This is a genomic window from Vreelandella boliviensis LC1, from assembly GCF_000236035.1.
GTDB lineage: Bacteria > Pseudomonadota > Gammaproteobacteria > Pseudomonadales > Halomonadaceae > Vreelandella > Vreelandella boliviensis.
The window spans coordinates 448,190-469,889 of sequence record NZ_JH393257.1 but is presented as its reverse complement, the minus strand read 5'-3'; the positions used below and the strand labels follow the sequence as shown (position 1 = coordinate 469,889).

The window sequence follows — 21,700 nt, the reverse complement described above, 5'->3', positions numbered from 1 at the left end:
ACAGCGAAAATTGAGGTTGGGTTTCACTGTACAGTATCTTATTGAGACATCAGCTTTTAATGCTTCAGTTCTTCCTCTATCAGTTCTTGAGCCAAACGTTTCGCCCCTGCGAAATCTGCCTTGCCAGAGCCGAGATGAGGAATGGTTTCCACCGTAAACCAATGGCTGGGGATCATCATGGATAATGTACCGTTGGCAAGCATCGCGGCCTTAACGGTTTTGGCATCCAGCGCTGTTTCTGACAGCATCACAATGCGCTCGCCTTTGCGGCTATCGGGAAGGCTAACCGCCATCAGCGCCGTATCTGTATCTTCCAGGGCCGCTTTAACTGCCCCTTCAACTGCGCTGAGGCTGATCATTTCACCGCCGATTTTGGCAAACCGAGCATAGCGGTCAATCAAGGTTAAGAAACCGTCTTCATCGATAAAGCCTTTATCTCCCGTTATGTACCAGCGGTGGCCATCGATCACGTGGAGCGCTTTAGCCGTACGCTTAGCGTCATTTAGATAGCCCTTCATCACCTGCGGGCCACTAATCAATATCATACCGGCCTCGCCGGTAGGCAGCTCCTCTTCGCTTTCTGGATCGACGATTTTGAAGCTGGTGCCGGGTAACGGCATACCGACGGTGCCTACTTTGCTGCCCCGCTGCACTTGCTGATAGTGAACGTCCATGGCGTCGGGAAGATTGACCGAGGCGACAGGCGCGATTTCAGTAGCGCCGTAGCCTTCATACACAGGCTTGTGGAATTTCAGCGCAAAGCTGGTACGCACGTTTTCGTCGAGCTTCTCTGCCCCGGCAACCACCACCCTCAAGCTTTTCAGCATTAGCGGATGCACTTTTGAGCTGCGTACAAACAGCCTTAAAAAGCTGGAGGTGCCAAACATGATAGTGGCCTTGTGCTTGGCAATAGCGCCCGCAATGCCGGGGGCATCGGTGGGGTCGGTGTGGCACACCAGCGGTAGCCCTTCAATTAGCGGTAGCAGTTGGGTGACCGTAAGGCCAAAGGCGTGGAACAGCGGCAGTGAGCCCATCACCACGTCGTCGCTCTGGGTATTGAGCACATCAGAGGTCTGTTTGATATTGGCCATCAGGTTGCGGTGGCTGAGCATCACGCCTTTGGGCTCGCCTTCGCTCCCGCTTGAGAACAGAATCGCCGCTGTGGCGTTGGTATCATGGCTGCGGCAGAAGCAGCGCTGCAGTAGCCAAGTCGGCAGTATTCTCACCGCAAGCCAGGTGCTCAAACGCTCGGCGTGGCCAATCGTGGTCTGCAGGTCTTCTAAAAAAACCACCTGCTTTTCGCTAAGCAATTGGCTGACGTTGAGCCCGCGCTGCTCAAGCTTCTTCACAAAGCGCTGTGAGGTGAACACGGTGGTAATGTCAGCCTGGGAAAGGGCAGAAGAGAGCGCCGCGTGATCGGCGGTGTAATTAAGATTAACCACCGTTTTACCCGCCAGCAGCGTGGCCATATTGGCGATAACCCCGGCACTGCTAGTCGGTAGCAGTAGGCCAACGTTCTGCCCTGGGTTGAGCCTGCGAATACGTTTTGCCATCAGCAGGCTGGCGGTTAGCGCTTGGCTTGCGTTGAGTGGGCGGCCCAGGGTATCTGCCAGGGCAAGGCCACTAGGGCGGCGCTTTACGCTTTGAATCCAGGCATTAGGCAGGGTGGGTAGCTCGTCCATAGCCCGCTGCCAGGAACGCGTCGCCTGCTCAAAGATGCGCCGTTTAAGCACATCAGCGGGGGTATCTTTGGGCAACGGTTTGCCAAAGGCGACCACTACCGAGCGGTGCAGTGAGGCGTTGCGCAGCTCTTTTAATTTGCTGGAAGAGCGTGAGAACTGGCTGCCCCAGAGGCCACGAAGGTAGAAAGGCACAATTTTTACATCGGGATTGGCCATTTCACAGGCGCGCTCATAACCGCGGCGGAATTCACCCAGCTGGCCAGTGCGGCTGATCGCCCCTTCAGGAAACAGGCACACCACTTCGCCTGCGTTGAGCTGTTCGGCGACATCGGCCAAGGCTTTTTCGGCTCCGCTGCCGCGCTCAATGGGAATGCAGCCCAGTGCTTTGAAAAACCAGCGCAGATACCAACGCTGGTAAACCGTTTTCAGCATCACAAAGCGTACTGGGCGCGGGCTGGCGATCTGTACCATGGCCCAATCCACCCAACTGACATGGTTACCCAATAGCAGCACGCCGCCCTGGGCGGGTAGGTTCTGCAATCCATGTACGTCTACGCGGTAGCGGCGTGTCAGCAGGAAACTCAACAGAAAGCGCACCAAGCTTTGGGGCAGCTTAACAATGGTGTAACCACCGCCCACCATGGCCACGGTAGCGATGAGTAGCAGCAGGTAGTGGCTATTCACACCGGCCAGCGCAAACAGCGCCGTGAGCACCAAAAAGCCCATCATGGAGATGTTTTGAATCCAGTTGTTGGCGGCCAGCACGGTACCTAGCTCGTTGTCGGCGGCGTGAAACTGAATCAGTGCGTTAAGCGGTACGATAAAAAGCCCACCCATGACGCCGATAAACACAAAGTTCAGCGCTTGGCTAACGGGCGTAGTTAAAAGTGGCAGACACCACAAACCAACGGCTACCCCAACAGCGCCGACGGGGATTAAGCCGGTTTCAATACGGTTGTGGGAAAGCTTGCTGGCCAATAGGGAGCCAAGCGCAATCCCGATACCGCTAGCGGCGAGAATGCTCTGGAGCACTAAGGTGTTATCTATACTGAGTGCATCTTTGGCATAAGCGGGAAAAGCAGCCAGCAGCACTTGGCCCACTGACCAAAAGGTGGCAAGGCCGATAATGGACAGCCTGATCACAGGCTGACGCGCGATAATCCGCAGGTTGTCTTTCAGGGCAGCACCCTTAATGTAGCGCTGCCAAGTCAGCGGTGACTCTGACTGAGAGGATGCATCAAGCGGAAGGCGGTAAAGCGTCACCACCTGGATAGCGCTATTGAGCACCAGCAGCCAGCCGAGAGGGGCTATTTGGCGCAATAGTTGCGCTGGGGTTTGATCATCAGGTGTTATCCAGGTTTCAAACAGTGCAGTAAACGCCACGGTGCCGGCCAGAATGGCGCCAATCGTGACGGCTTGGATCAACCCATTGGCTTCCGCCAAACGCGGCTTGCCGAATAGCCCTTTTACCAAGCCGTATTTAGCCGGGGAGTAAAAGGCCGATTGAATCGCCAATAGTAGCGTCATGGCAAACGCCAGCCAAAACCAGCCTTGGTAGTAGGCGGCGGTGATGCCCAGCGATACCGCCACGGCTGCCCATGCTGAGATGCGCAGAACGCGCACCTTGGGGTAGCTGTCTGCCACGTGCCCCGCGGGGCTAAACAGCAAAATAAACGGCAGCAGGATAAGCCCGTTAACCAGCGCGGTGAGTACGACCTGGGTTTCGCCATCGTAACTTTTGAAGATCGTATTCTGAATGACGATCTTGTGCCCCAAATCCACAAAGGCATTGAGAAAGATGGCGATCAGATAGGGCCAAGCGCCCTTCAAGTGCAGTAGTCGATGCATAGCTGTGTAGCCTTATAAATCCCTGGAAGTGGTAGTACTTTCAATATGAGGCTTACTGGTTGCAACTCATTTGCACGAAGTTGTGTTATGGGTGCTTGTTGGTATCATTATGCGCTACTTTTAATGTGCTATGACTTTTTCTGCTGTCTACGAGGTTTCTATGTCCCAAGCCGATTCGCTGATTGAAACGCTAAAGCGCCAGCTTCGCGCTCAGGGTAAAACCTATGCTGATGTCGCTCATTGGTTGGCGTTGAGCGAGGCCTCTGTGAAGCGCCTATTCGCTGAAAAGCACTTTACCCTATCGCGGCTAGAGTGCATCTGTGACCAGCTAAATATCGAATTCGCCGAGCTGGTGCAGACTATGCAAGCTGACGAGAAGCGTTTGCAGGAGCTAACCTATGCCCAAGAGCAGAGCATTGTGGATGATCGTGAGCTGTTTCTGGTGGCTGTCTGCGTTATCAATGGCTATAGCTTCGACGAAATTCATCACCAGTACCAGCTAAGTGAAGCAGAGTGTATACGGCAGTTACTGAAGCTTGAGCGGCTTAAGCTTATTGATCTACTTCCCGATAACCGGATCAGACGGCGGGTAGCCGCCAATTTTCGCTGGCTAGCGGGCGGCCCTATCCAGCGTTTTTTTCAGCAGCATATCGCCAACGAGTTTTTCCGTTCTCATTTTGATAGTGACAGCGAAAAGCTCATTGTACTCAATGGTCTATTATCCTCTGCGGGTAATGCTGAATGGCAGCAGACCATGCAGCGCTTGGCTAAAGAGTTCCATTCCCTATGCGAGCGAGAGAGTGGGTTACCCATTCACCAGCGGTTTGGCACGACCTCGGTGCTGGCGGTAAGGCAATGGCAGTATGGGCTGTTTCAGGGTTACAAGAGGGGAGGCCAAACAAGCTCTTAAGCTACTGCGATGTGTTTCGAAAGAGAGCGGCTTCTTGTTCTAGCCACTCGACAAAGCGAGCCACTGCAGGTGGCGCTTCTCCACCACTAGGCAGAATCAGTTCGTAGGCGAATGGAGATGCGAGTGGATAGTGTTCCGCAAATGGGAGTACCAAAACACCGCTAGCGAGCCGGTCAGCCACTAGAGGGTAGCTGGCCAGTACCACGCCTTGGCCGGCAATGGCCTGATCGAGGGCTAGGCTGTAAAGCGAGTATTGCCGCTGGTTGGGCATCTTGTTCAGTGCTACTCCGGCGCTTTTAAACCAATCGCTCCAGCCTGGGATATGGTGGCCAGCGTGGCTGCACCAATCCACGGTGAGCAGTGTCTGTGCCAGCAAATCGTTGGGGGTTTGCATGTTTGCCTGGGCTAATAGGGAGGGTGAGCAAACCGGAAATAGCGTGTCTTCAAACAGACGCAGGCTGGTGACACCGGGCCAAGGGCCCTGGCCGTAGCGCAGTGATAAGCGCGCCCTGTTGGGCAACCATAGCGGTGGTATTAAGCGCGCCTCGGCATCCAGAGAGATTTCAATTTGCCGCTCATTCACTTCAAAAAGGGGTAAGCGGGGTAGTAGCCAGAGTTGTAGGAACGAGGGCGGTGCGCTCAGGAGTAATCGAAAGGCCTCTTCAGAGCGCTCAGTGACGTTCTGTACGCCGCTTGCGATGCGTAAAAGGCCAGCTTGCACATCTTCAGCAAGTACCCGGCCTGCTTCGGTGACACAAACCCCATTGGCATGACGTTCAAAGAGCACCACGCCTAAGCGATCTTCCAACTGTTTGACCTGTCGGCTAACTGCGCCAGGGGTCACTCCGAGACGATAAGCGGCAGCTTTGAAACTATTTTCTCGCACCGCTTCGGCAAACGCGCGCAGTGCATTCAGCGGTAGCCTTTCTATTCTCATGGCGTGAGTTTTCCTAAGCCTAGACCCGATAAGTAATCGTTTGTACGAAATTTCGCTTACTGCTGCAATGGGCGCCTATATGTTATAGGAGCCCGTAATGAGTAATCATAGAGTAGTCTCAAACACCGACGCTATCAGCATAGTTGGTCGATCAGATCGAAAGTCAGTGGATACTACGGCAGCATCGTTGATGTTGCTATTTTGCCTAGTGCTGGGTTTTCAGCAAGTGGCCATTAAAGGCGTGGCTGAAGATATCTCACCCATGGTGCAGATCGGCCTGCGCTCCGCTATGGCTGGGTGCCTGGTCGGTGTGTTGACTTATTGGCGCGGCATTCGCTGGGCGGATTTGGGGCACCACTGGGCCCCAGGGTTACTGGTTGGCCTTGGATTTGCTGCTGAGTTCGGTTTCGTCGCGTGGGGGCTAACCTATACTTTGGCTTCCCACATGTCGGTCTTTCTCTATACTGCTCCCATCTTCGCCGCCCTGGGTTTACATCTCTGGGTACCTGGGGAGCAACTCTCCGTTCGCCAGTGGTGGGGCGTTGGCTTGGCATTTTTGGGTATGCTGGTTGCCATGGCGCCAAGTGGTGCCTACAGCATCGAGATTATTCTCGGTGATGCACTGGGCTTGCTTGCAGGCCTCTCATGGGCGGCTACGACCGTCGTGATCCGCAAGACCTCGCTTTCCGAAGCGCCAGCAGAGCTCACTCTGAGTTATCAGCTATGTGTAACGGCATTGTTGTTACTGCCGGTGGCGGCTATATCGGGGCAGTTAATGAGCACGCAGTTTACCCCGATGGCCATAGCCAGCCTCGGCTTTCAGACGCTGATAATTTCGTTTGCCGCGCTGCTGCTTTGGTTTACGTTGCTGCGCCGCTACCGTGCTTCGCAATTAGGCGTGTTCTCCTTCTTGGCGCCGCTTTTCGGCGTCCTTTTTGGTACCCTATTGCTCAACGAGCCGCTAAGCATCAATTTTGTGATGGGGGCGGCGTTATCTTGGTCGGCATTGTCCTGGTGACGCGCTGAATGGTCAGTCCTCCGTTGCACTTCCAACCCTCCCACAATGGTTACAGAAACAGCTATGGGCATCACTCCCTTCCAGGCTCTGGCCTGTCCATTAGATGGCGAAGCGCTAATTCGCTCGGGTAACACTTGGATCTGCCCTGACGGGCACAGTTTTGATATCGCTAAGCAGGGCTACGTTAACCTGCTGCCTGTGCAGCAAAAGCGTTCCCACGACCCTGGTGATAGCAAGGCGATGGTCGCTGCTCGGCAGCGCTTTCTTGACGCTGGGCATTACCAACCCATTGCGGAGTCAGTCAGTAATGCCGTGCTGAGCCATGCCAAGGTTCAAACGGTAGACAACCTGCCGTTTAGCTGCCTGGATGCTGGCTGTGGTGAAGGTTACTACCTCCGACAACTAGCTGACGCTGCGGCTAACTCACCGTCACTTTCGCTGATGGGGCTGGATATCTCTAAATGGGCGGTATTGGCCGCGGCAAAGCAGGATGCTAAACACTCACCGCTAAGTAGTTGGGTCGTGGGCAGTAATGCGCACCCCCGCTAAGTAGTTGGGTCGTGGGCAGTAATGCGCACCTGCCGGTGCAGACGGAAACGCTGGATAGCGTGTTGTGTATGTTTGGCTTTCCGGTGGTTAGTGAGTTTGCGCGCGTGCTGAAATCCGGTGGCGCATTACTGCTGGTTGAGGCGGGGCCCGATCACCTGCGGGAGCTGCGGGAGGTTATCTATCCCACGTTAAAACCCGAGCGCTCGGCTGAGGCGGAAGTGCCGAAAGGCTTTACTTACCACAGCAGCGAGAGAGTAAGTTACTCGCTAGGACTAAATGGAAGTAAGGAAATTGCCGATCTGTTGGCGATGACGCCGCATCTTTACCGGGCCAGCGCCGAAGGGCGTGCTCGCGCAGCGACACTTGAGATGCTGGTAGTGACGGTGGATGCACGAATAGTGGTATATACGCGAATATAAGAGGATAGCGCAAACGCAACTTTAGCATGTTCCAAACGCAACAAAGCCCGCGTAAGCGGGCCTTGTTATCCGAACTTTGGAAAGTTCGGGCAAATTCTAAAGCGCTATGTCATAAGAGACTTAGGCTTAGGAGATTTGCTTAATGTTTGAAGCTTGAAGGCCTTTCTTACCCTGGGTAACGTCAAAAGAAACGTTAGCACCTTCTTGCAGGGTTTTGAAGCCGTCTGCTTGAATTTCAGAGAAATGGGCAAATAGGTCATCACCACCGTCAGAAGGAGCAATAAAACCGAAGCCTTTAGTATCGTTGAACCACTTAACTGTGCCAGTAGACATAATAAAATCCTTTCGCGCAAAGCGCTTAGTAAAGTTCCTGGTATCACCCAGATTAATAGCGGATAAAACAAGGAATACAATTACAGGCTTGCCGAAAGATCTCGTACATTTCTATCTCGTACATTTCTAAATCTTTTTCGTACACTTCTGAAACCATGCTTGCTTGCTAACCAACTGACGCTACAGTGTCATGAATTGTAGCGTGTGTCAAAGCCTTTCTGGATTATCTTGCCTATGAGGTCAGTGAAAGCCTCTATTGCCAGCCCATCTTCCATATACTGTCATCTTTTAAGCTTTGCCACGGCAGCACGATTTCACGATGAGAGTGGATAGCTTCAAGCACCACGTCTACTACGTTTTCTTCTTTATCGCGTAGCAGCTGGGTAACAATGAAGTGCTTCTCTTTGTTAAGTGGCTCTGCGGCTGTCCATTTGCTGTGGTGCAGCTTGTTGGGATTGATCGTATGCATCTACGCTCCTGGATAAAGGTGCCAAACGGTAGCCATCATGATGGGGGAGGTCGCTTGCTATTGCAGCCATTTTACAGTGCGTAGCTCTGTACCGTTGTACCTTCTTATCGATCACGCCACAGGGCGGATCTAAATGGCAGTGGTGGGATTGTTCGTCACTTCGATTATTTCTGTTCATGACGTATTGCGGTAAATTCTATTTGAGGCATTTCCTAACAGAGATTTGTTGAAGCACAAAAAATACCCCGAAATTTAGATGCAGTATCCAGTTTTCGGGGCGTATTTTAATCAGATGAGATCTATTTAAATGATCCTCGTTCTAGCTTTTAATAAGCTATGGTGTGACTTTTCAATGCTATTGTGTGAGGCCTAGTGCTAAGTTTATAAGTTGGATTCAAGTATATATTGTTCCGAACCTTCGCGTTTTGCACTGCGCATATGGCCATTCACTACCAGAGTATAAGTGCCAGGCTGCGCTGGGTGGTTCAACTCCATATTACCCCCTTTAATGCTGTGTGAGCTAGCCACCATGTGACTGTGAGCATCTAATAAAACTGCTTTCAATTGAAAGTGCGAAGCACCATTGGTTGGAAATAATTCCTGGCTTCGAATGGTAATGTTTGATGCCCGCTCAACCTCTAACACATGGCGATGTTTTCCAAACACCGTTTGTGGCGCAGAAGTACCTGAGTCCAGCGATAACTCATTAGTACTGTTATTTGCCGATGCTTGCCCTATCAAGTTAAGGGTAAACGCGCTGATAGCAATTGATTTTATCCAAACGCTTATATGCGACATTAGCTTATCTCCTAGATATATATTATTTGCCAATTACTCAATGAATGGTTGGTTAATAAATCGAGTGTGGAAAAGTTTTGGTAATTAACTCCTCACCAGGAGAGTCTTCTCTACGAGATGGGAATTGCTTATGTAGTGCTGCTTTAATACTTGCTAGCACATGATGAATAATAGGGTGGGTGGGATTAGTGAGATAGACGTGTTTCTCTTGCGTTATTGCCTATTTCTATAATTTTTTGTATTTAATTGGTTGTTGTTGCTACTTAGTATGCCTGTTTGTATTTTGTGCAGGTTTTTAAGTCTTGATGCTGGAAGCTTAGATCAAGAGCCCCCTCGGACGTTAAAAATTACTCCTCGCGATATAGCACCATTCCAGCGTGATAAAGCACGTCATCAATGAATTCACCGTCAGCGGTAAAGCCGGTGTCGTCCCAGTATTCGATGTGGTTACCAGTCACCTGATAGCGCCCCTGGTAAGCGCTTTTACGCTCACCGCGGGCCTCGTCGTAGCGGTTGTTAACTAGAAGTTCATGTCGGATATAGCCGTCTTCAGTTACCCACATTCCTGCATACGGGTGGTCTGCCATGGCGTCATTTCCTCCGTTTAGGATGGTTTGAGCAGAGGTGGTCGCTGGAACAATAGTGATAATGCCCGCGACCACCAGTGCCCGTTTCCAGTAAATAGGAAGCTTGGTTTCTTGCATTAGTATCGCTCGTGCTAATGATTACGTTCGGCCAATAGTTCGGGCATCAACTGAAGCGGAGTTAGTGACTCGCCGTAGGCCGTACGACGATATCGCTGGTGTCCACATCATCAGGCTGGTTGATGGCATGCGCAATGGCGGAAGCGATAGCCTCGGGCTTGAGGGCAATTTTGCGGAAAAGGTCGATTACCTTTGCGGTTTCAGTGTCGGTAATGGTGTTAGCCAGTTCTGACTCCACCACCCCTGGGTAGACACAGGTAACGCGGATCTTGTCGGTTTCCTGACGTAGCCCATCGGAAATAGCGCGCACCGCATATTTAGTGGCGCAATAGACTGCTGCGGTGGGCATAACAGTGAGCCCACCGATGGAGGAGATATTGATCACCTGGCCACTTTCCTGGGCTTGCATGGTGGGCAGAACAGCGGCGATACCATTGAGTACGCCGCGAATGTTGACATCGATCATGCGGTTCCACTCATCTACCTTTAGCGCTGCTAATGGTGATAGCGGCATAACGCCTGCGTTGTTGATGATCACATCTATGCGGCCGTGGGAGTTGATCGCAAAATCCGCAAACGCCTGCATGTCTTTAGGGTCGGTGACATCCAGCGCCTGAAAGTCCACTAAGCCTCCTTCTTCGCGAAGGGAGTGGGTCAATGCTTCCAGCCGGTCAGTTCGGCGTGCGCCAATAATCAAACGGTGCCCTTGACCTGCAAGCCAGCGAGCAGTGGCTTCACCGATGCCGCTGCTGGCACCGGTCAGTAAAACGACTTTGGAAGACGGGGTTGAGGTTGATGAAGCAGTCATTGGATAATCCTCAGGGTAGTGGGTACCCCAAGAAGATTAAGCTGCCACGGCTGGTAACTTTATAGGCGATCCTATTGCATGCTTGCCTAATCCTATTTGATTGTTAGATGTGGGCGGCGAGACAAGCAACAAAGCATGTATATTGCTCTTATGGCGTTATTGGCTCTTAGGGCCGATTCAGGTGCCGACACGTCTGGCCGAGGTGGTTAACATGACATCGAAGAGTGATTCTGTGGTTTACAGCAAGATCGTCGAGCGCTTATATCAACTCGCACCACACGAAGGGTATACCCAGTCGCTACTGGATGGCGTACGCTTTATGCGCTCTAACCGCCCGCTTAAAAACACCTCTGTACTCTACGAGCCGAGTATCGTCATCATCTGCCAAGGCCGAAAGCGTGGCTATTTGGGGGATGAAGTGTATATCTACGATGCACAGCGCTATTTGGTGCTATCTGTTCCCTTGCCGTTTACTTCGGAAACAGAAGCCAGCCCTGACGAACCAATGCTGGGTATTGCTATCCGCCTGGATGCGGTGGTGATCGCCGAGTTGGTAACGATGTTGGAAGCGTCAGGGGGGCATGAGTTTGAGGCGCCGCGCAGTATGCTGTCTAGCCCGCTGGAAGAGCCGCTGGCAGATGCGACATTACGTTTACTGAGTGCGCTTACTTCAACAACGGATGCATATATTCTCGCCCCTTTTATTGTTAGGGAGATCTGTTATCGGGTATTGACGGGAGAGCAGGGCGGCAGTGTTCGAACAGCGCTCTCCCATTTTGGGCAATTTGGTAAAATTGCCAAGGCACTCAACCGTATTCATGCCAACTATGCCGAAGCGCTGGAAGTAGGCAGCCTGGCGAATGAAGCAGGCATGAGTGCGCCAGCCTTCCACGTACACTTTAAGGCGGTCACTCAAACCTCGCCTATCCAGTACATAAAATCGACCCGCCTACACCATGCTCGGTTGTTAATGATACGTGATGGATTGACGGCTGCTGCAGCTGCTAGCCGAGTAGGCTATGAAAGCCCCTCGCAGTTTAGTCGTGAATTTAAGCGCTTCTTTGGCCGCCCGCCAGCGGAGGAAGTGCGCACCATGAAGGCAAGCCTTGATTTAATGCCGCCTACTCACTTGGTAGATATCGCTGTGCCACACTAATAAAATGAACGCTACGCTGACATAAAAAAACCGCCCAAGCGTTAGCTTAGGCGGCGTCATATTCGCTACACGTTTCTGTTAAAAACGAATGCTTCTAAAACCGAATGTTTCTAAAACCTAGTGCTTCAATATCACATAAAACGCATGAATGATGCCCGGTACGAAGCCAAATAGCGTTAGAATAATGTTCAGCCAGAAATGCCCTTTAAAACCGACCTCAAAAAATACGCCGAGCGGGGGAAGTATTACGGCAAAAATCATCTTGATTGGATCAGTCGCTGTAAACGCCATGAAGCCTCCTTTGCTTTCATTGGTGTAACTTGTACAAGTGTAGGCACGATCCATCTATTTATCCATGCCTTGGCGAATCCTATGTGACTAGCCGAGTAGACATTCGTTCAACTCCGCCATTTATTCCGCTCTATGCTGTTTGGAAGGAATCCCGTGTTCAAAGTATCGTTAAAAAAAACGTCGTTAAAAAAAGTACCTTTAAAAGTAACTACCACGTCTTTTTGCTTATTAAGCTGCCTTGGTGCAGGCCAAAGCTGGGCGCAAGAGAGTCCGGCCGATAGCAATAGCTTGGCCACGTTGGAAGTGACGGCGCCTCGGCTATCGCGAGAGCTGTACGCCACGCCTGCTGCGGTAACAACGCTTGACCGCGAAGCCATTGCCCAAGGCCAGCAGCGCACGCGGCTGGATGAGGCGTTAGTGCGCGTGCCGGGAATATTCCTGCAGAACCGTGATAATTTTGCCCAGGGCCAGCGCATCGCCATTCGCGGCTTCGGCGCTCGGGCGCCGTTTGGCGTTCGCGGTATTACCGTGATGGTGGACGGTATTCCCTATACGCTGCCCGACGGCCAAGCGCAGCTAGATGCCATTGACCTGGACAGTGCCGAGCGCATAGAAGTGATCCGTGGGCCTTCTTCTGTGTTGTACGGTAATGCAGCGGGAGGGGTGATTGATGTCACCACCGCGGATGGTCGTGATAATCCTGGCTCAAGTGTGCGTACCGAGGTGGGAAGCGATGGCTACCGTAAGGCGGTCGTGCAAACAGGCGGTGCTCAAGGTGATTGGTCGCACCATGTGAGCCTCTCGGCGCTCAATGTAGATGGCTACCGGGAGCAGAGCTCCACAGAGAAATACCTGCTGAATGCCAAGCTGCGCCGCGAGTTAGGAAGCGACCGGGCGTTAACCGCGATTATCAACCTGCTGGATAACCCGCGCTCCGAAGATGCGGGGGGTATTACACGTGAAATCGTGAGAAATGATCCACAAGGTACAGTCGACTCCGCGTTCTATTCCCCTACACGTCTCGACTCAAGACAAAGTGTTGATCAGCAACTTCTTGGCTTACAGTACGAAGATTTGTCCGCAGGCCCTGGCGAGTTCTACTTAAAAGGCTTCGTTGCACAACGCGATTTTGAGCAGCAGTTGCCCTATGTGGGCGATAGCCGCATCGGCTATCAGCGTGATTACCTGGGAGCGAGTGCCGAGTATCACCACGAAATCACACTAGCCAGCCTGCCGCTTAACTATATAGCCGGAGTGGATGTAGCCCGTCAGGACGACGAGCGCTTTCGTAATGCTGTAAATGGCCAAGGCGTTGTTGGCGAACAGTTGGCGGAAGAGACCCAGACGGCAACCTCCGCTGGGGTTTTTGCCCAGGGCGATTTAGCGCTGTCAGAGCAGGTAACGCTCTCGCTGGGAGCGCGCTTTGATAGGGTGGAATTAGAGATAGATGATCGCTATCTGGCCGATGAAGGTGGCGATCAAAGCGGCGAGCAAACCTTCAACGAATGGAGCGGCTCAGCGGGGCTTAGCTATCGTTACCGCCCGCAGCATCAGGCTTATATCAATACCGGTACCGCTTTTGAAACGCCGACGTTCTCAGAGTTCGCTAACCCCGCGGGCGGCGGATTTAACCCATCGGTGTCGCCGCAAAAAGCCTGGAACCGTGAGGTGGGTCTGCGAGGTTATATAGAGCCGCTGGCGATGGATTACGATTTAGCGCTGTTTTCAGTACGCGTACGTGATGAGCTGGTGCCTTATGATGACGGCGGCCGCACCTTCTATCAAAACGCGGGCGACACTGACCGAGATGGCATTGAACTGGCGCTGGGTTGGCAGGTGCCCAGCCAGTGGCGGCTAAATAGTGCCCTAACGCTAGCCCGTTATGAGTTTGATCAGTTCGCAACCCCCACTGAAAGCTTTGCGGGTAACCGTATTCCCGGCCTGCCCGAGCAAACCTGGGTCAATCAGCTAACGTGGCAGGGGTTAGATGAACGCTTTGCCACCCTTGAAACACAGTACGTAGGCGATGTGGTGGCGGACAATGCCAACGAAACAGAGGTGGATAGCTACTGGCTGGTAAACCTACGGGTGGGGGATGGCTGGCAGTTAGGAAGCGATACGCGGCTAAATGCTTATGTCGGCGTGCGCAATCTGTTCGATGAAGAGCACTACGCCAACGTGCGCTTGAACGGCACTTATGGCCGATTCTATGAGCCTGCTCCAGGGCGCAGTGTTTATGGCGGTTTAGAAGTGCGTTTTTAAAAAGTGCTCTGCTAACAGGTGTTGTGCTAGGAGGCTGTCCGACTTAACACTGATCTACTGCGAATCCCGGTATTTTGGCCAACTTTATTCGATCGATTTCCTTAAATGGCGCGCTATTCGCCTCAATCGATCGATAAATTTGGCTCAAAATCCGTTCTTCTCGCGACGATCGGCCAAGCCGGTCAGCCTCCTAGAGAGAAGTTTTAAAGGCTTTATAAATAAAAACGGGCGGCGCTCATTGATGAGGCCGCCCGTTCTCGTTAGCGATTACCCTTATACGTCGCTAAGCTAACCGGTTACTCCGGTAGCGCGTAGCCAATCACGTAATCGCCCATCTTGGTGCCAAAGGTACCGTGGCCACCCGCCGTGACGACCACATACTGGCGGCCATCTTTGCCGGTGTAGGTCATTGGTGTGGCTTGGCCACCTGCAGGTAGGCGAGCTTTATACAGCTCTTCGCCAGTGGTGATGTCGTAACCACGCAGGTACTGATCCAGCGTGCCGCTTAAGAATGACACACCGCCAGCGGTGGTTAACGGGCCGCCTAGTGCAGGTACACCCACGTTCAAACCAATCGGCAGGCCGAAGGGCATGCTGTCGCGGGTGGTGCCATTGCGGTGTTTCCATACCACTTCGTTGCTTTGCAAGTCGATGCCCGCAACGTCACCCCAGGAGGGCGCTTGGCAGGGCAGGCCGAGCACTGAAAGTAGCGGGCCTAGCTTAACGGCATAGGGCGCGCCTGCATTAATTTGCAGCCCTTGCTCACTGGCAGAGCCTTCAGCCTCTTCGACTTCTTCGCGGGGTACCAGCGTGGAAACGAAGGCCAAATATTTAGCCCCGGTAAACAGCGCTTGGCGTTCGGGATCAACGGCAACACCGCCCCAGTTCATTACGCCGACATTGCCCGGATATATAATGCTGCCTTCCAGCGAAGGCGGTGTGTACTGGCCTTCGTAGCGCAAAGAGTTGAACTGAATGCGGCACATCATTTGATCAAGCGGTGAAGCGCCCCACATGTCGCGCTCGGTGAGCGGCGGTGGCAGCAGGTTGAGCGCTGAGCGCGGCTGCGTCTCGGCCGTCCAGTCGCCTTCTACGGCGCCCTGAGGTGCAGGCACCTCTTCAATGGGCACAATCGGCTCGCCGGTTTCCCTGTTTAGTACGTATAGGCTGCCTTGCTTGGTCGGCTGAATAACCGCGGGCTGGGTGCCATTATCGGTGGCTAGGTCAATCAGTACCGGCTGCGCAGGTGTATCCATATCCCACAGGTCGTGATGCACAAACTGGTAAACCCACGCCACCTGACCGTCATCGACGTTAAGTGCTACCAGTCCCGCGCTGTAAGTTTCGTCGTTCTCGGTGCGGTCGGCGCCATACTGGTCAGGCGTAGCGTTACCCATGGGCAGGTAAACGAGGCCCAGTTCTTCATCAACGCTAATCGGTGCCCATACGTTGGGGGAGTTGCGCGTGTAGGTTTCGCCTTCTGGCAACGGATCGGTGTTGTCGGGATTGCCGCTATCCCAGTTCCACACCAGCTCACCTGTATGCACATCAAAGGCACGAATAACACCGGAAGGCTCGTCGGTGGAGCTGTTGTCGGTGACGTGGCCGCCTAGAATGACCAGGTTCTCGGTCACCGTAGCAGGGGATGTGGAGTAGTAACCGCCCGGTGAGAAATCGCCAATATTGTTGGTGAGATCAATTTCGCCGTTATCGCCAAAGTTGGCACACCGCTCACCCGTGTCGGCATTCAGCGCAATCAAGCGCGCATCTGCCGTGGGCAAGTAGAGCCTGCGTGGGCACATAACGTCGGTTTCACTGAGCATTGGCTGTGGCGTGCCGTTTTCTTCTTCGACACCAAACATCAGTGACAAGAAGGAGAGATCCAGACTGAAAATGTCGTTGCTATCGAAGATATCAAAAGAGAGCGCTGTAGCACTGCTTGGGGTAGCGTCGTTGTTAGCCGTTTCGTTGTTAGGTGTGTTCTCAGTACCTGAATAGCTGGCCGCATCGTAGTAAGCGAGGCCACGACAGGTCATGTGCGCCCAGCCAGAGAAGTCATCTGCACCCATAGTGCTGATCTCGGGGTCAAATGCCCACAGGGTTTCGCCAGTTTCAGGAGATAGTGCCATTGCCCGGCTGTGGGACGTACAGATATACAGGCTGTCGTTCACTTTTAGCGGGGTATTCTGATTGGTGATCTCGGGGGGCGCGTTGGGGCCCGCTTTGTCACCGGTTTGAATCCGCCATACCTCTTCAAGCTCGTCGATGTTGTCCGGGGTGATTTGATCAAGGGAAGAGTAGTGGGTGCCCGCATTGGTGCCGCCATAGGCGGGCCAGTCATCGCCCGCCACTTGGGCAGGGTTGACGCTATCGGCTGATGTGTCGCTATTCGCCAGCGACCCTTCGATAGTGCCGGGGTCGTTAAACTGACTGGAAATGGCCACTATAACCGCGGCAGCAATGCTGCCAATAAGCGCCAGACTGCCGCCTTTTGAATGCAGCGGTTTACGCCACCAGGGCAGGAGCAGCAGAATGCCGATTAAGCAGAGAATGGCGACGCGGGGCACTAGCTGCCACCAGTCGAGGCCAACCTCCCACAATGCCCACACCAAGGTGGCGAAAAGAATCAGCGCGTAGAGCCACAGCGCGGCGCCTCGGCGCAGAGCAAATAGAGCGCCACAAACAATAATACTAAGACCGGCAATTAAGTAGTAAGCGCTGCCGCCTACGCTGACGAGCTTGCTACCGCCAAAAGCGAGCGCCAAGCCGACAATAAGTAGTAACAGGCCAACGATTATCGCTGGCCCTTTACCGTGATCGCGCGTGTTTTCTTCCATGAGATGTCCCCTTGTGAAAACGTATAAATTTCAACGGACTATAATTGCCTAGCCTGAAGAGCCAAGCGACGAAACGACAACGCGTTTTAACCCATCGGCAGTGCCGATGGGTTAAAACACACCGCTATAATTAATGATTTTAATAATCAATTCGCTATTGGTCTAACGATTTGATGGTTTTTTCTAAGGCGGGTACACCCTACCGCCACATAGTTGATGCCGCGGTAGGGTTGGGTAGAAGGCGTGGGGTTTATAGCTTGACCAGCATTTTGCCGGTATTGCCACCGTCAAACAGAGCTAGGAACGCATCAGGTGTGCTCTCCAGGCCCTCCTTCACTGTCTCTTTGTAAACAAGCTTACCTTGCGCTACCTGGGGGGCTACTTCGTTCAGGAAATAGGGGTAGCTAGCCCAGTGGTCAGCAACAATAAAGCCCTGCATCTTAGCTTTGCGCACCACTAGCTGTGCGAGATTACTGGGTCCGGGGGTAGGTGTTTTGGCATTGTAGCTGTCGATCATGCCGCATACGGCAATCCGCGCGCCTTCATTTAGCTGGCTAAGTGCCGCTTCTAGGCAGATGCCGCCGACGTTTTCGTAATAGACGTCGATACCATTGGGGCTGGCGAGCTTAATGGCGTCGCTTAACTCCTGTGCTGTGCGGTCACGATAGCTAACCGGTTCAACGCCCAATGACTCAAGCCAGGCCAGCTTATGAGCAGCGCCTGCAATACCGACCACATGGCAGCCCTTTGCTTTGGCCAGTTGAACTGCCAGGGAGCCTACTGCACCGCTAGCCGCGCTAACCAGTACATTGTCACCCGGCTTGCATTCAGCAATCAGGTTGAGGCCTGTCCAGGCGGTCATGCCGGGCATTCCCAGCACACCCAGATAGGCCTGCTCGGGAACGTCGATGTCGGGTAGCTTTGTGACGCCTTCTGCGGGCAGTTGGGCAATATCCCGCCAGCCGCCCATATGGCTGACTTTGTCGCCCACTTTTAGGCTTGAATCATTGGTCTCGATAACCTCGCCAATGGCGCCGCCTTCCATCGGCTTGCCGAGTTCAAACGGCTCCACATAGGTACGAATACCGCTCATGCGACCGCGCATATAGGGGTCGACGGAAAGCCAGTGGTTACGAATGCGCACTTCGCCCTCGGCCAGTTCGGGTAGCGTTTGTGTCTCTAGTTTGAATAGCGCCCGGTCGGGTAGGCCGTTGGGGTAATCGGTCAAGGTATAAAATTGTGACTGCATAAGTGCCTCCTGCGAATAGCGTGTTGAACTCCTTGCAGCATAGAGACACTTAGCCTGCTTGCAAGTTCGTTAATGTATCGAGAAGTAAGCCGCATAAGAAAACAGGGCGAACCATCGCTGGTCGCCCTGTCTGTTTGCTGTCTTGTGTTAATGGTGCTTTGTGTGCTGTCGCATTGATTAGGCTAAGGGGTATCACACAACAATCAAGGATGTGTTATCCGTTAATCCAACAGCGTTACCATCACTGGCGCTGTACCGCGGCGAATCATGCCAAGCTTCGCAGCCGCGCGTTTAGATAAATCAATAATGCGTCCTTGAATAAAGGGGCCGCGGTCATTGATCAGTACTTCTACCTCTTGCCCCGTGTCCGGGCGTGTCACCAACACCTTCGTGCCAAACGGCAAACTCGGATGCGCGGCGGTCAATGCCTGCTGGTCAAAGGGCTCTCCGCTGGCAGTGGTCGCGCCTTGAAAGCGGTCACTGTAAAAGGAGGCAACGCCTTCCTGCGTTTCTGTCTCATGTGCAAAAGCACTGTTGGCAGCACTGCTTACTACTACTGCTGCCAAGCAAATCGTTCGGATCAGTCGTATTTGGGCTCCCATAGGAGTACCTCGGTTTTGCGTGTTGCGAATCCCACACTCTTGATGAGGTGCCTGATAGGCCTTTCGATACTACCCTTGTCGCAACGAGTCAGCAAGCTTTGAGAAGATCGATGCAGATAGGTTCAATTTCAAGATTTTTTAATCTCTACTTATGTTGCCTTGGGTTTCAGTGACTTATCAGTGCAGGTGTGAAATGGATCAAGAAAGACTTTTGTGCAATGCAGTATTTTTCATGAAACGCTCACTTAAATTGAGTAAGCATCTTATAATCACGAGTGCTTATCTAATTAATAATTGTCATTGCGACTCAACAAGGAACTGCTCATGGCTAGATCTTCTTCGTTTACGTTTGTATTGGTGGCGGTTGGTGGCGCAGCCGTTGGTTTTCTCGCCGCTCAAATTATTCCCTTGCCGGGGCAGACCGTCGATGAAGCGGCTACCGAAAGCGCTGAGACAATTGATCAACCGTCTGTTGCCGAGGCTATTGTTGGCCTTGAAAAGCTTACGCTTGATGAGCGCCTGCGTGGCGAAATAACTTCGGCCAGCGAACTGAATGGTAACGATGGCAGCCGCTTCATGCGCTACGCAATCGCACTGGAAGAGGATGAGATTGTTGAGGTGTCTCTCAATGGTGCCTTGCAGGGCGTTTTGGCGCTTTATGACGACCAGCTTCAGCTACTCGATAATGCACCTATCATTCGTCACCGTATTGAGGAGAGCGGTGACTATGTGGTGGTGGTTAGCGGAGCCGATGCCCACAGCTATGGCCCGTTTACCGTTGACAGCCGAACCGTTGAGCTGACGGATGCCGACACCGTGACAGTGGGTGAGCCAATCGATAGTTGGCTGCAAGGGGATGCCCGTGAAATCACCTTGAACATAGAAGAAGCGGGCCTCTATCAACTGGAAATGCGCTCTGACGACTTCGACGCCTACCTGGAGATTAAAGGGCCGAATGGTTACGCTCGTGAAGACGACGACAGTGCTGGTGATTTAGACGCGCGCATTGCCGATTTCCTGGAGCCGGGTGAATACACCCTTACAGCACGCAGCGCCTACGGTGATGGCAATGGCGTTTATACGCTCTCAGTAGAGCCTCACGAGTTACCGGGTGATGGTGAGCTACGCAATGATGGAGCGCTCACTCCCGAGGACTCCCTCAACGGCTGGTTTAGTGGTCAGGAGCTTAGCTACCAAGTAGAGGTAGAAGAAGCCGGCATGTACCAAATTGAGATGCGCTCCAGTGACATCGATTCCTATCTGGTGCTTGAGGGACCTAACGGTTACTACCGCGAAGATGATGATAGTGCCGGCAATCTGGACGCTAGCATCGCTGATTTTCTTGCCCCCGGTGAGTATCAGTTAACGGCACGTACTGCCTATGGCGAGAGCAGCGGCATGTTTACGCTTTCCATGGAGCCGCGTGATATGCCAGATGTTGATCTGCGCAATGAAGGCACACTTACCCCTGGTGAAGCGCTGAACGGTTGGTATAGCGGAGAACCGCTGACGTATCAGCTAGAGGTAGCGGAGAGCTCTTTAGTCACGTTGGAAATGCGCTCTGCCGATTTTGATACTTTTATCGAGATTAGTGGCCAAGGTTTTGTCGCCAGCGATGACGACGGCGCGGGCGGTACCGACTCACGGCTTCAAGAGTCGTTGCTGCCCGGCACTTACACGGTGAGCGCACGCGGCTTTAGCGCTACCGGTAGCGGCTTATTTGAACTAAGCCTTGAGATGGCGCCGACAGATATTCCCCCAGAGCTTTGATGCTTCGGCGATTTTATAAGTCGGTAAGAAAGAGATAAGTAACTAACAACGCCCTTGTTGCTGATTGCGACAAGGGCGTTTAAGTTTTGTTTGCTATCGACTCTTCGCTATAAACGTTTTGTGACGTGCATCAGCGGCCAGCTTTGAGGCAGCCAACCACCACTAGTACTGCCGCGGCGGGTAAACGCCAGTCGAGCACGCTCATGCCTGCCAGTACCAGCAGCAGAGCGGCCAGAATCGGCACGCCATACGCCAAACTACCTACAAGGCTAGCGTGCCCCCAGCGCAACGCTTTATCCCACGCCACCATGGCCACTCCGTAAGGCCCTAATCCTAGCGCGATACCTGCCAGCAATGCCTCCCCGCTGGGAAAAGCTAGCGTGCCTTCCAGTGCCAGGCTCGCGGTTAAGGCAATAGCACAGGCGATGAGCAGTAGCCGCGGCAGCAGCGGCGTTAACGCCACTGGCGCTGCTTGGCTTAACCATGAATAGATTGCCCAGCAGCATGCGGCCAGCAGTGCTAGCGCGTAGCCTGTGGTGGCGCCACCCAGGCCCCCACTGATGGCTTGAGGAACCAACAGTAGCGCCGCGCCTGAAAACGCAATTAGGGCGCCGACAACCCCCGCGATGCGCAGGCGGCCAAAACGGCTCCATTGGCTGAGCAGCACAAACAGCACGGGCCAAGTGTAGGTAATTAGCGCTGCTTCGGCGGCGGGCGCTAACCGCATACCGATAAAGTAGGTGCTTACGGCGCCAAAGATGAGAAGTGGGATGCCCACCCACACGCTGAGCTGCCAACCCGCGCCGCAGGCGGCGACGTTAACGCGGCGGCTTAACGGTAGCGTTGCCAATGATCCCGCTAACAAGGTAACGGCGGTTAGCTGCAAGGGCGGTGTCGCTTTGGCAAACTCAGCCAGCAGCGGTGCCGCACTCCAAAGCATCACGGCCACCAGCGCCGCACCAACACTGTACCAACGTGGGAATACCGCGGGGGAGTGAACGGGATGCATAAGAGTTCTCCTTGATTTGAGCATGTGCCGAGCAGCATACTCATCATCA

At 53.3% G+C, this 21,700-nt stretch carries 19 protein-coding genes; 7 read left to right on the top strand and 12 right to left on the bottom strand.

Going from position 1 to position 21,700, the window contains the following annotated elements:
- Positions 1-56 precede the first annotated feature (56 nt).
- Positions 57-3,530: an acyl-[ACP]--phospholipid O-acyltransferase gene (locus KUC_RS02015; RefSeq protein ID WP_007111408.1), complete on the bottom strand. Its 3,474-nt coding sequence runs from the start codon at positions 3,528-3,530 to the stop codon at positions 57-59.
- Positions 3,531-3,690: 160 nt separating this feature from the next.
- Here KUC_RS02015 and KUC_RS02010 point away from each other — a divergent pair, with 160 nt between their 5' ends.
- On the top strand, positions 3,691-4,440 hold the full coding sequence (locus tag KUC_RS02010) for a helix-turn-helix domain-containing protein (RefSeq protein WP_007111407.1): 750 nt from the start codon (positions 3,691-3,693) through the stop codon (positions 4,438-4,440).
- Between the two features lies 1 nt (position 4,441).
- Here KUC_RS02010 and KUC_RS02005 read toward each other — a convergent pair whose 3' ends face one another.
- A complete protein-coding gene (locus tag KUC_RS02005; RefSeq protein ID WP_007111406.1) occupies positions 4,442-5,377 on the bottom strand; it encodes a LysR substrate-binding domain-containing protein in 936 nt (311 codons plus the stop codon).
- Positions 5,378-5,474: 97 nt separating this feature from the next.
- Between KUC_RS02005 and KUC_RS02000 the strand changes: the two genes are divergently transcribed.
- The 3 genes from KUC_RS02000 (at position 5,475) to KUC_RS20320 (ending at position 7,363) form a co-directional block, all read left to right on the top strand.
- Positions 5,475-6,395: a DMT family transporter gene (locus tag KUC_RS02000; protein WP_244264719.1), complete on the top strand. Its 921-nt coding sequence runs from the start codon at positions 5,475-5,477 to the stop codon at positions 6,393-6,395.
- Between the two features lie 63 nt (positions 6,396-6,458).
- Positions 6,459-6,944: a putative RNA methyltransferase gene (locus KUC_RS20325; protein WP_007111404.1), complete on the top strand. Its 486-nt coding sequence runs from the start codon at positions 6,459-6,461 to the stop codon at positions 6,942-6,944.
- An 11-nt stretch (positions 6,945-6,955) separates the two neighbouring features.
- Positions 6,956-7,363, top strand: coding sequence for a class I SAM-dependent methyltransferase (locus tag KUC_RS20320; RefSeq protein WP_007111403.1), 408 nt, complete (start codon positions 6,956-6,958; stop codon positions 7,361-7,363).
- Between the two features lie 126 nt (positions 7,364-7,489).
- Here the strand turns inward: KUC_RS20320 and KUC_RS01990 are convergent, their stop codons facing one another.
- The 5 genes from KUC_RS01990 to KUC_RS01970 all read right to left on the bottom strand — a co-directional run bounded on the left by KUC_RS01990 (position 7,490) and on the right by KUC_RS01970 (position 10,475).
- Entirely contained in the window at positions 7,490-7,696 is a 207-nt protein-coding gene (locus tag KUC_RS01990) for a cold-shock protein (RefSeq protein ID WP_007111402.1), read from the bottom strand.
- A gap of 253 nt (positions 7,697-7,949) precedes the next feature.
- Complete coding sequence (locus KUC_RS01985; RefSeq protein WP_007111401.1) at positions 7,950-8,165, bottom strand: TIGR02450 family Trp-rich protein; 216 nt, start codon at positions 8,163-8,165, stop codon at positions 7,950-7,952.
- Between the two features lie 381 nt (positions 8,166-8,546).
- Positions 8,547-8,963 carry a hypothetical protein gene (locus tag KUC_RS01980; RefSeq protein WP_040479235.1) on the bottom strand — a complete coding sequence of 139 codons (417 nt, stop codon included), beginning with the start codon at positions 8,961-8,963 and terminating at the stop codon, positions 8,547-8,549.
- Between the two features lie 347 nt (positions 8,964-9,310).
- Positions 9,311-9,667 carry an Atu4866 domain-containing protein gene (locus KUC_RS01975; RefSeq protein ID WP_007111399.1) on the bottom strand — a complete coding sequence of 119 codons (357 nt, stop codon included), beginning with the start codon at positions 9,665-9,667 and terminating at the stop codon, positions 9,311-9,313.
- A gap of 61 nt (positions 9,668-9,728) precedes the next feature.
- Positions 9,729-10,475 carry an SDR family oxidoreductase gene (locus KUC_RS01970; protein ID WP_007111398.1) on the bottom strand — a complete coding sequence of 249 codons (747 nt, stop codon included), beginning with the start codon at positions 10,473-10,475 and terminating at the stop codon, positions 9,729-9,731.
- Positions 10,476-10,686: 211 nt separating this feature from the next.
- Here KUC_RS01970 and KUC_RS01965 point away from each other — a divergent pair, with 211 nt between their 5' ends.
- Positions 10,687-11,631 carry an AraC family transcriptional regulator gene (locus KUC_RS01965; protein WP_040479232.1) on the top strand — a complete coding sequence of 315 codons (945 nt, stop codon included), beginning with the start codon at positions 10,687-10,689 and terminating at the stop codon, positions 11,629-11,631.
- A 117-nt stretch (positions 11,632-11,748) separates the two neighbouring features.
- Here KUC_RS01965 and KUC_RS19200 read toward each other — a convergent pair whose 3' ends face one another.
- Positions 11,749-11,922, bottom strand: a complete 174-nt coding sequence (locus KUC_RS19200; RefSeq protein WP_009722289.1) for a YqaE/Pmp3 family membrane protein — start codon at positions 11,920-11,922, stop codon at positions 11,749-11,751.
- A 132-nt stretch (positions 11,923-12,054) separates the two neighbouring features.
- Here KUC_RS19200 and KUC_RS01955 point away from each other — a divergent pair, with 132 nt between their 5' ends.
- Positions 12,055-14,184, top strand: coding sequence for a TonB-dependent receptor family protein (locus KUC_RS01955; protein WP_083825735.1), 2,130 nt, complete (start codon positions 12,055-12,057; stop codon positions 14,182-14,184).
- 296 nt (positions 14,185-14,480) lie between these two features.
- Here KUC_RS01955 and KUC_RS01950 read toward each other — a convergent pair whose 3' ends face one another.
- The 3 genes from KUC_RS01950 to KUC_RS01940 all read right to left on the bottom strand — a co-directional run bounded on the left by KUC_RS01950 (position 14,481) and on the right by KUC_RS01940 (position 18,872).
- A complete protein-coding gene (locus tag KUC_RS01950; protein ID WP_007111394.1) occupies positions 14,481-17,021 on the bottom strand; it encodes a glucose/quinate/shikimate family membrane-bound PQQ-dependent dehydrogenase in 2,541 nt (846 codons plus the stop codon).
- Positions 17,022-17,271: 250 nt separating this feature from the next.
- A complete protein-coding gene (locus KUC_RS01945; RefSeq protein ID WP_007111393.1) occupies positions 17,272-18,270 on the bottom strand; it encodes an NADP-dependent oxidoreductase in 999 nt (332 codons plus the stop codon).
- 221 nt (positions 18,271-18,491) lie between these two features.
- Positions 18,492-18,872, bottom strand: a complete 381-nt coding sequence (locus KUC_RS01940) for a septal ring lytic transglycosylase RlpA family protein (protein ID WP_040479218.1) — start codon at positions 18,870-18,872, stop codon at positions 18,492-18,494.
- A 324-nt stretch (positions 18,873-19,196) separates the two neighbouring features.
- Here KUC_RS01940 and KUC_RS01935 point away from each other — a divergent pair, with 324 nt between their 5' ends.
- Positions 19,197-20,642, top strand: coding sequence for a hypothetical protein (locus tag KUC_RS01935; protein WP_007111391.1), 1,446 nt, complete (start codon positions 19,197-19,199; stop codon positions 20,640-20,642).
- Between the two features lie 130 nt (positions 20,643-20,772).
- On the opposite strand, the gene KUC_RS01930 is transcribed toward KUC_RS01935, so the two are convergent.
- Positions 20,773-21,651, bottom strand: coding sequence for a DMT family transporter (locus tag KUC_RS01930; protein WP_040479215.1), 879 nt, complete (start codon positions 21,649-21,651; stop codon positions 20,773-20,775).
- Positions 21,652-21,700: the final 49 nt, after the last annotated feature.

What these genes read in the sequence shown, in the direction of transcription:
- KUC_RS01930 (WP_040479215.1), bottom strand. Translation starts at nt 21,651, where the DNA reads ATGCATCCCGTTCACTCCCCCGCGGTATTCCCACGTTGGTACAGTGTT.
- KUC_RS19200 (WP_009722289.1), bottom strand. Translation starts at nt 11,922, where the DNA reads ATGGCGTTTACAGCGACTGATCCAATCAAGATGATTTTTGCCGTAATA.
- KUC_RS01940 (WP_040479218.1), bottom strand. Translation starts at nt 18,872, where the DNA reads ATGGGAGCCCAAATACGACTGATCCGAACGATTTGCTTGGCAGCAGTA.
- KUC_RS01985 (WP_007111401.1), bottom strand. Translation starts at nt 8,165, where the DNA reads ATGCATACGATCAATCCCAACAAGCTGCACCACAGCAAATGGACAGCC.
- KUC_RS02015 (WP_007111408.1), bottom strand. Translation starts at nt 3,530, where the DNA reads ATGCATCGACTACTGCACTTGAAGGGCGCTTGGCCCTATCTGATCGCC.
- KUC_RS01950 (WP_007111394.1), bottom strand. Translation starts at nt 17,021, where the DNA reads ATGGAAGAAAACACGCGCGATCACGGTAAAGGGCCAGCGATAATCGTT.
- KUC_RS01980 (WP_040479235.1), bottom strand. Translation starts at nt 8,963, where the DNA reads ATGTCGCATATAAGCGTTTGGATAAAATCAATTGCTATCAGCGCGTTT.
- KUC_RS01975 (WP_007111399.1), bottom strand. Translation starts at nt 9,667, where the DNA reads ATGCAAGAAACCAAGCTTCCTATTTACTGGAAACGGGCACTGGTGGTC.
- KUC_RS02000 (WP_244264719.1), top strand. Translation starts at nt 5,475, where the DNA reads ATGAGTAATCATAGAGTAGTCTCAAACACCGACGCTATCAGCATAGTT.
- KUC_RS01945 (WP_007111393.1), bottom strand. Translation starts at nt 18,270, where the DNA reads ATGCAGTCACAATTTTATACCTTGACCGATTACCCCAACGGCCTACCC.
- KUC_RS20325 (WP_007111404.1), top strand. Translation starts at nt 6,459, where the DNA reads ATGGGCATCACTCCCTTCCAGGCTCTGGCCTGTCCATTAGATGGCGAA.
- KUC_RS01935 (WP_007111391.1), top strand. Translation starts at nt 19,197, where the DNA reads ATGGCTAGATCTTCTTCGTTTACGTTTGTATTGGTGGCGGTTGGTGGC.
- KUC_RS02005 (WP_007111406.1), bottom strand. Translation starts at nt 5,377, where the DNA reads ATGAGAATAGAAAGGCTACCGCTGAATGCACTGCGCGCGTTTGCCGAA.
- KUC_RS01970 (WP_007111398.1), bottom strand. Translation starts at nt 10,475, where the DNA reads ATGACTGCTTCATCAACCTCAACCCCGTCTTCCAAAGTCGTTTTACTG.
- KUC_RS01965 (WP_040479232.1), top strand. Translation starts at nt 10,687, where the DNA reads ATGACATCGAAGAGTGATTCTGTGGTTTACAGCAAGATCGTCGAGCGC.
- KUC_RS02010 (WP_007111407.1), top strand. Translation starts at nt 3,691, where the DNA reads ATGTCCCAAGCCGATTCGCTGATTGAAACGCTAAAGCGCCAGCTTCGC.
- KUC_RS01990 (WP_007111402.1), bottom strand. Translation starts at nt 7,696, where the DNA reads ATGTCTACTGGCACAGTTAAGTGGTTCAACGATACTAAAGGCTTCGGT.
- KUC_RS01955 (WP_083825735.1), top strand. Translation starts at nt 12,055, where the DNA reads ATGCTGTTTGGAAGGAATCCCGTGTTCAAAGTATCGTTAAAAAAAACG.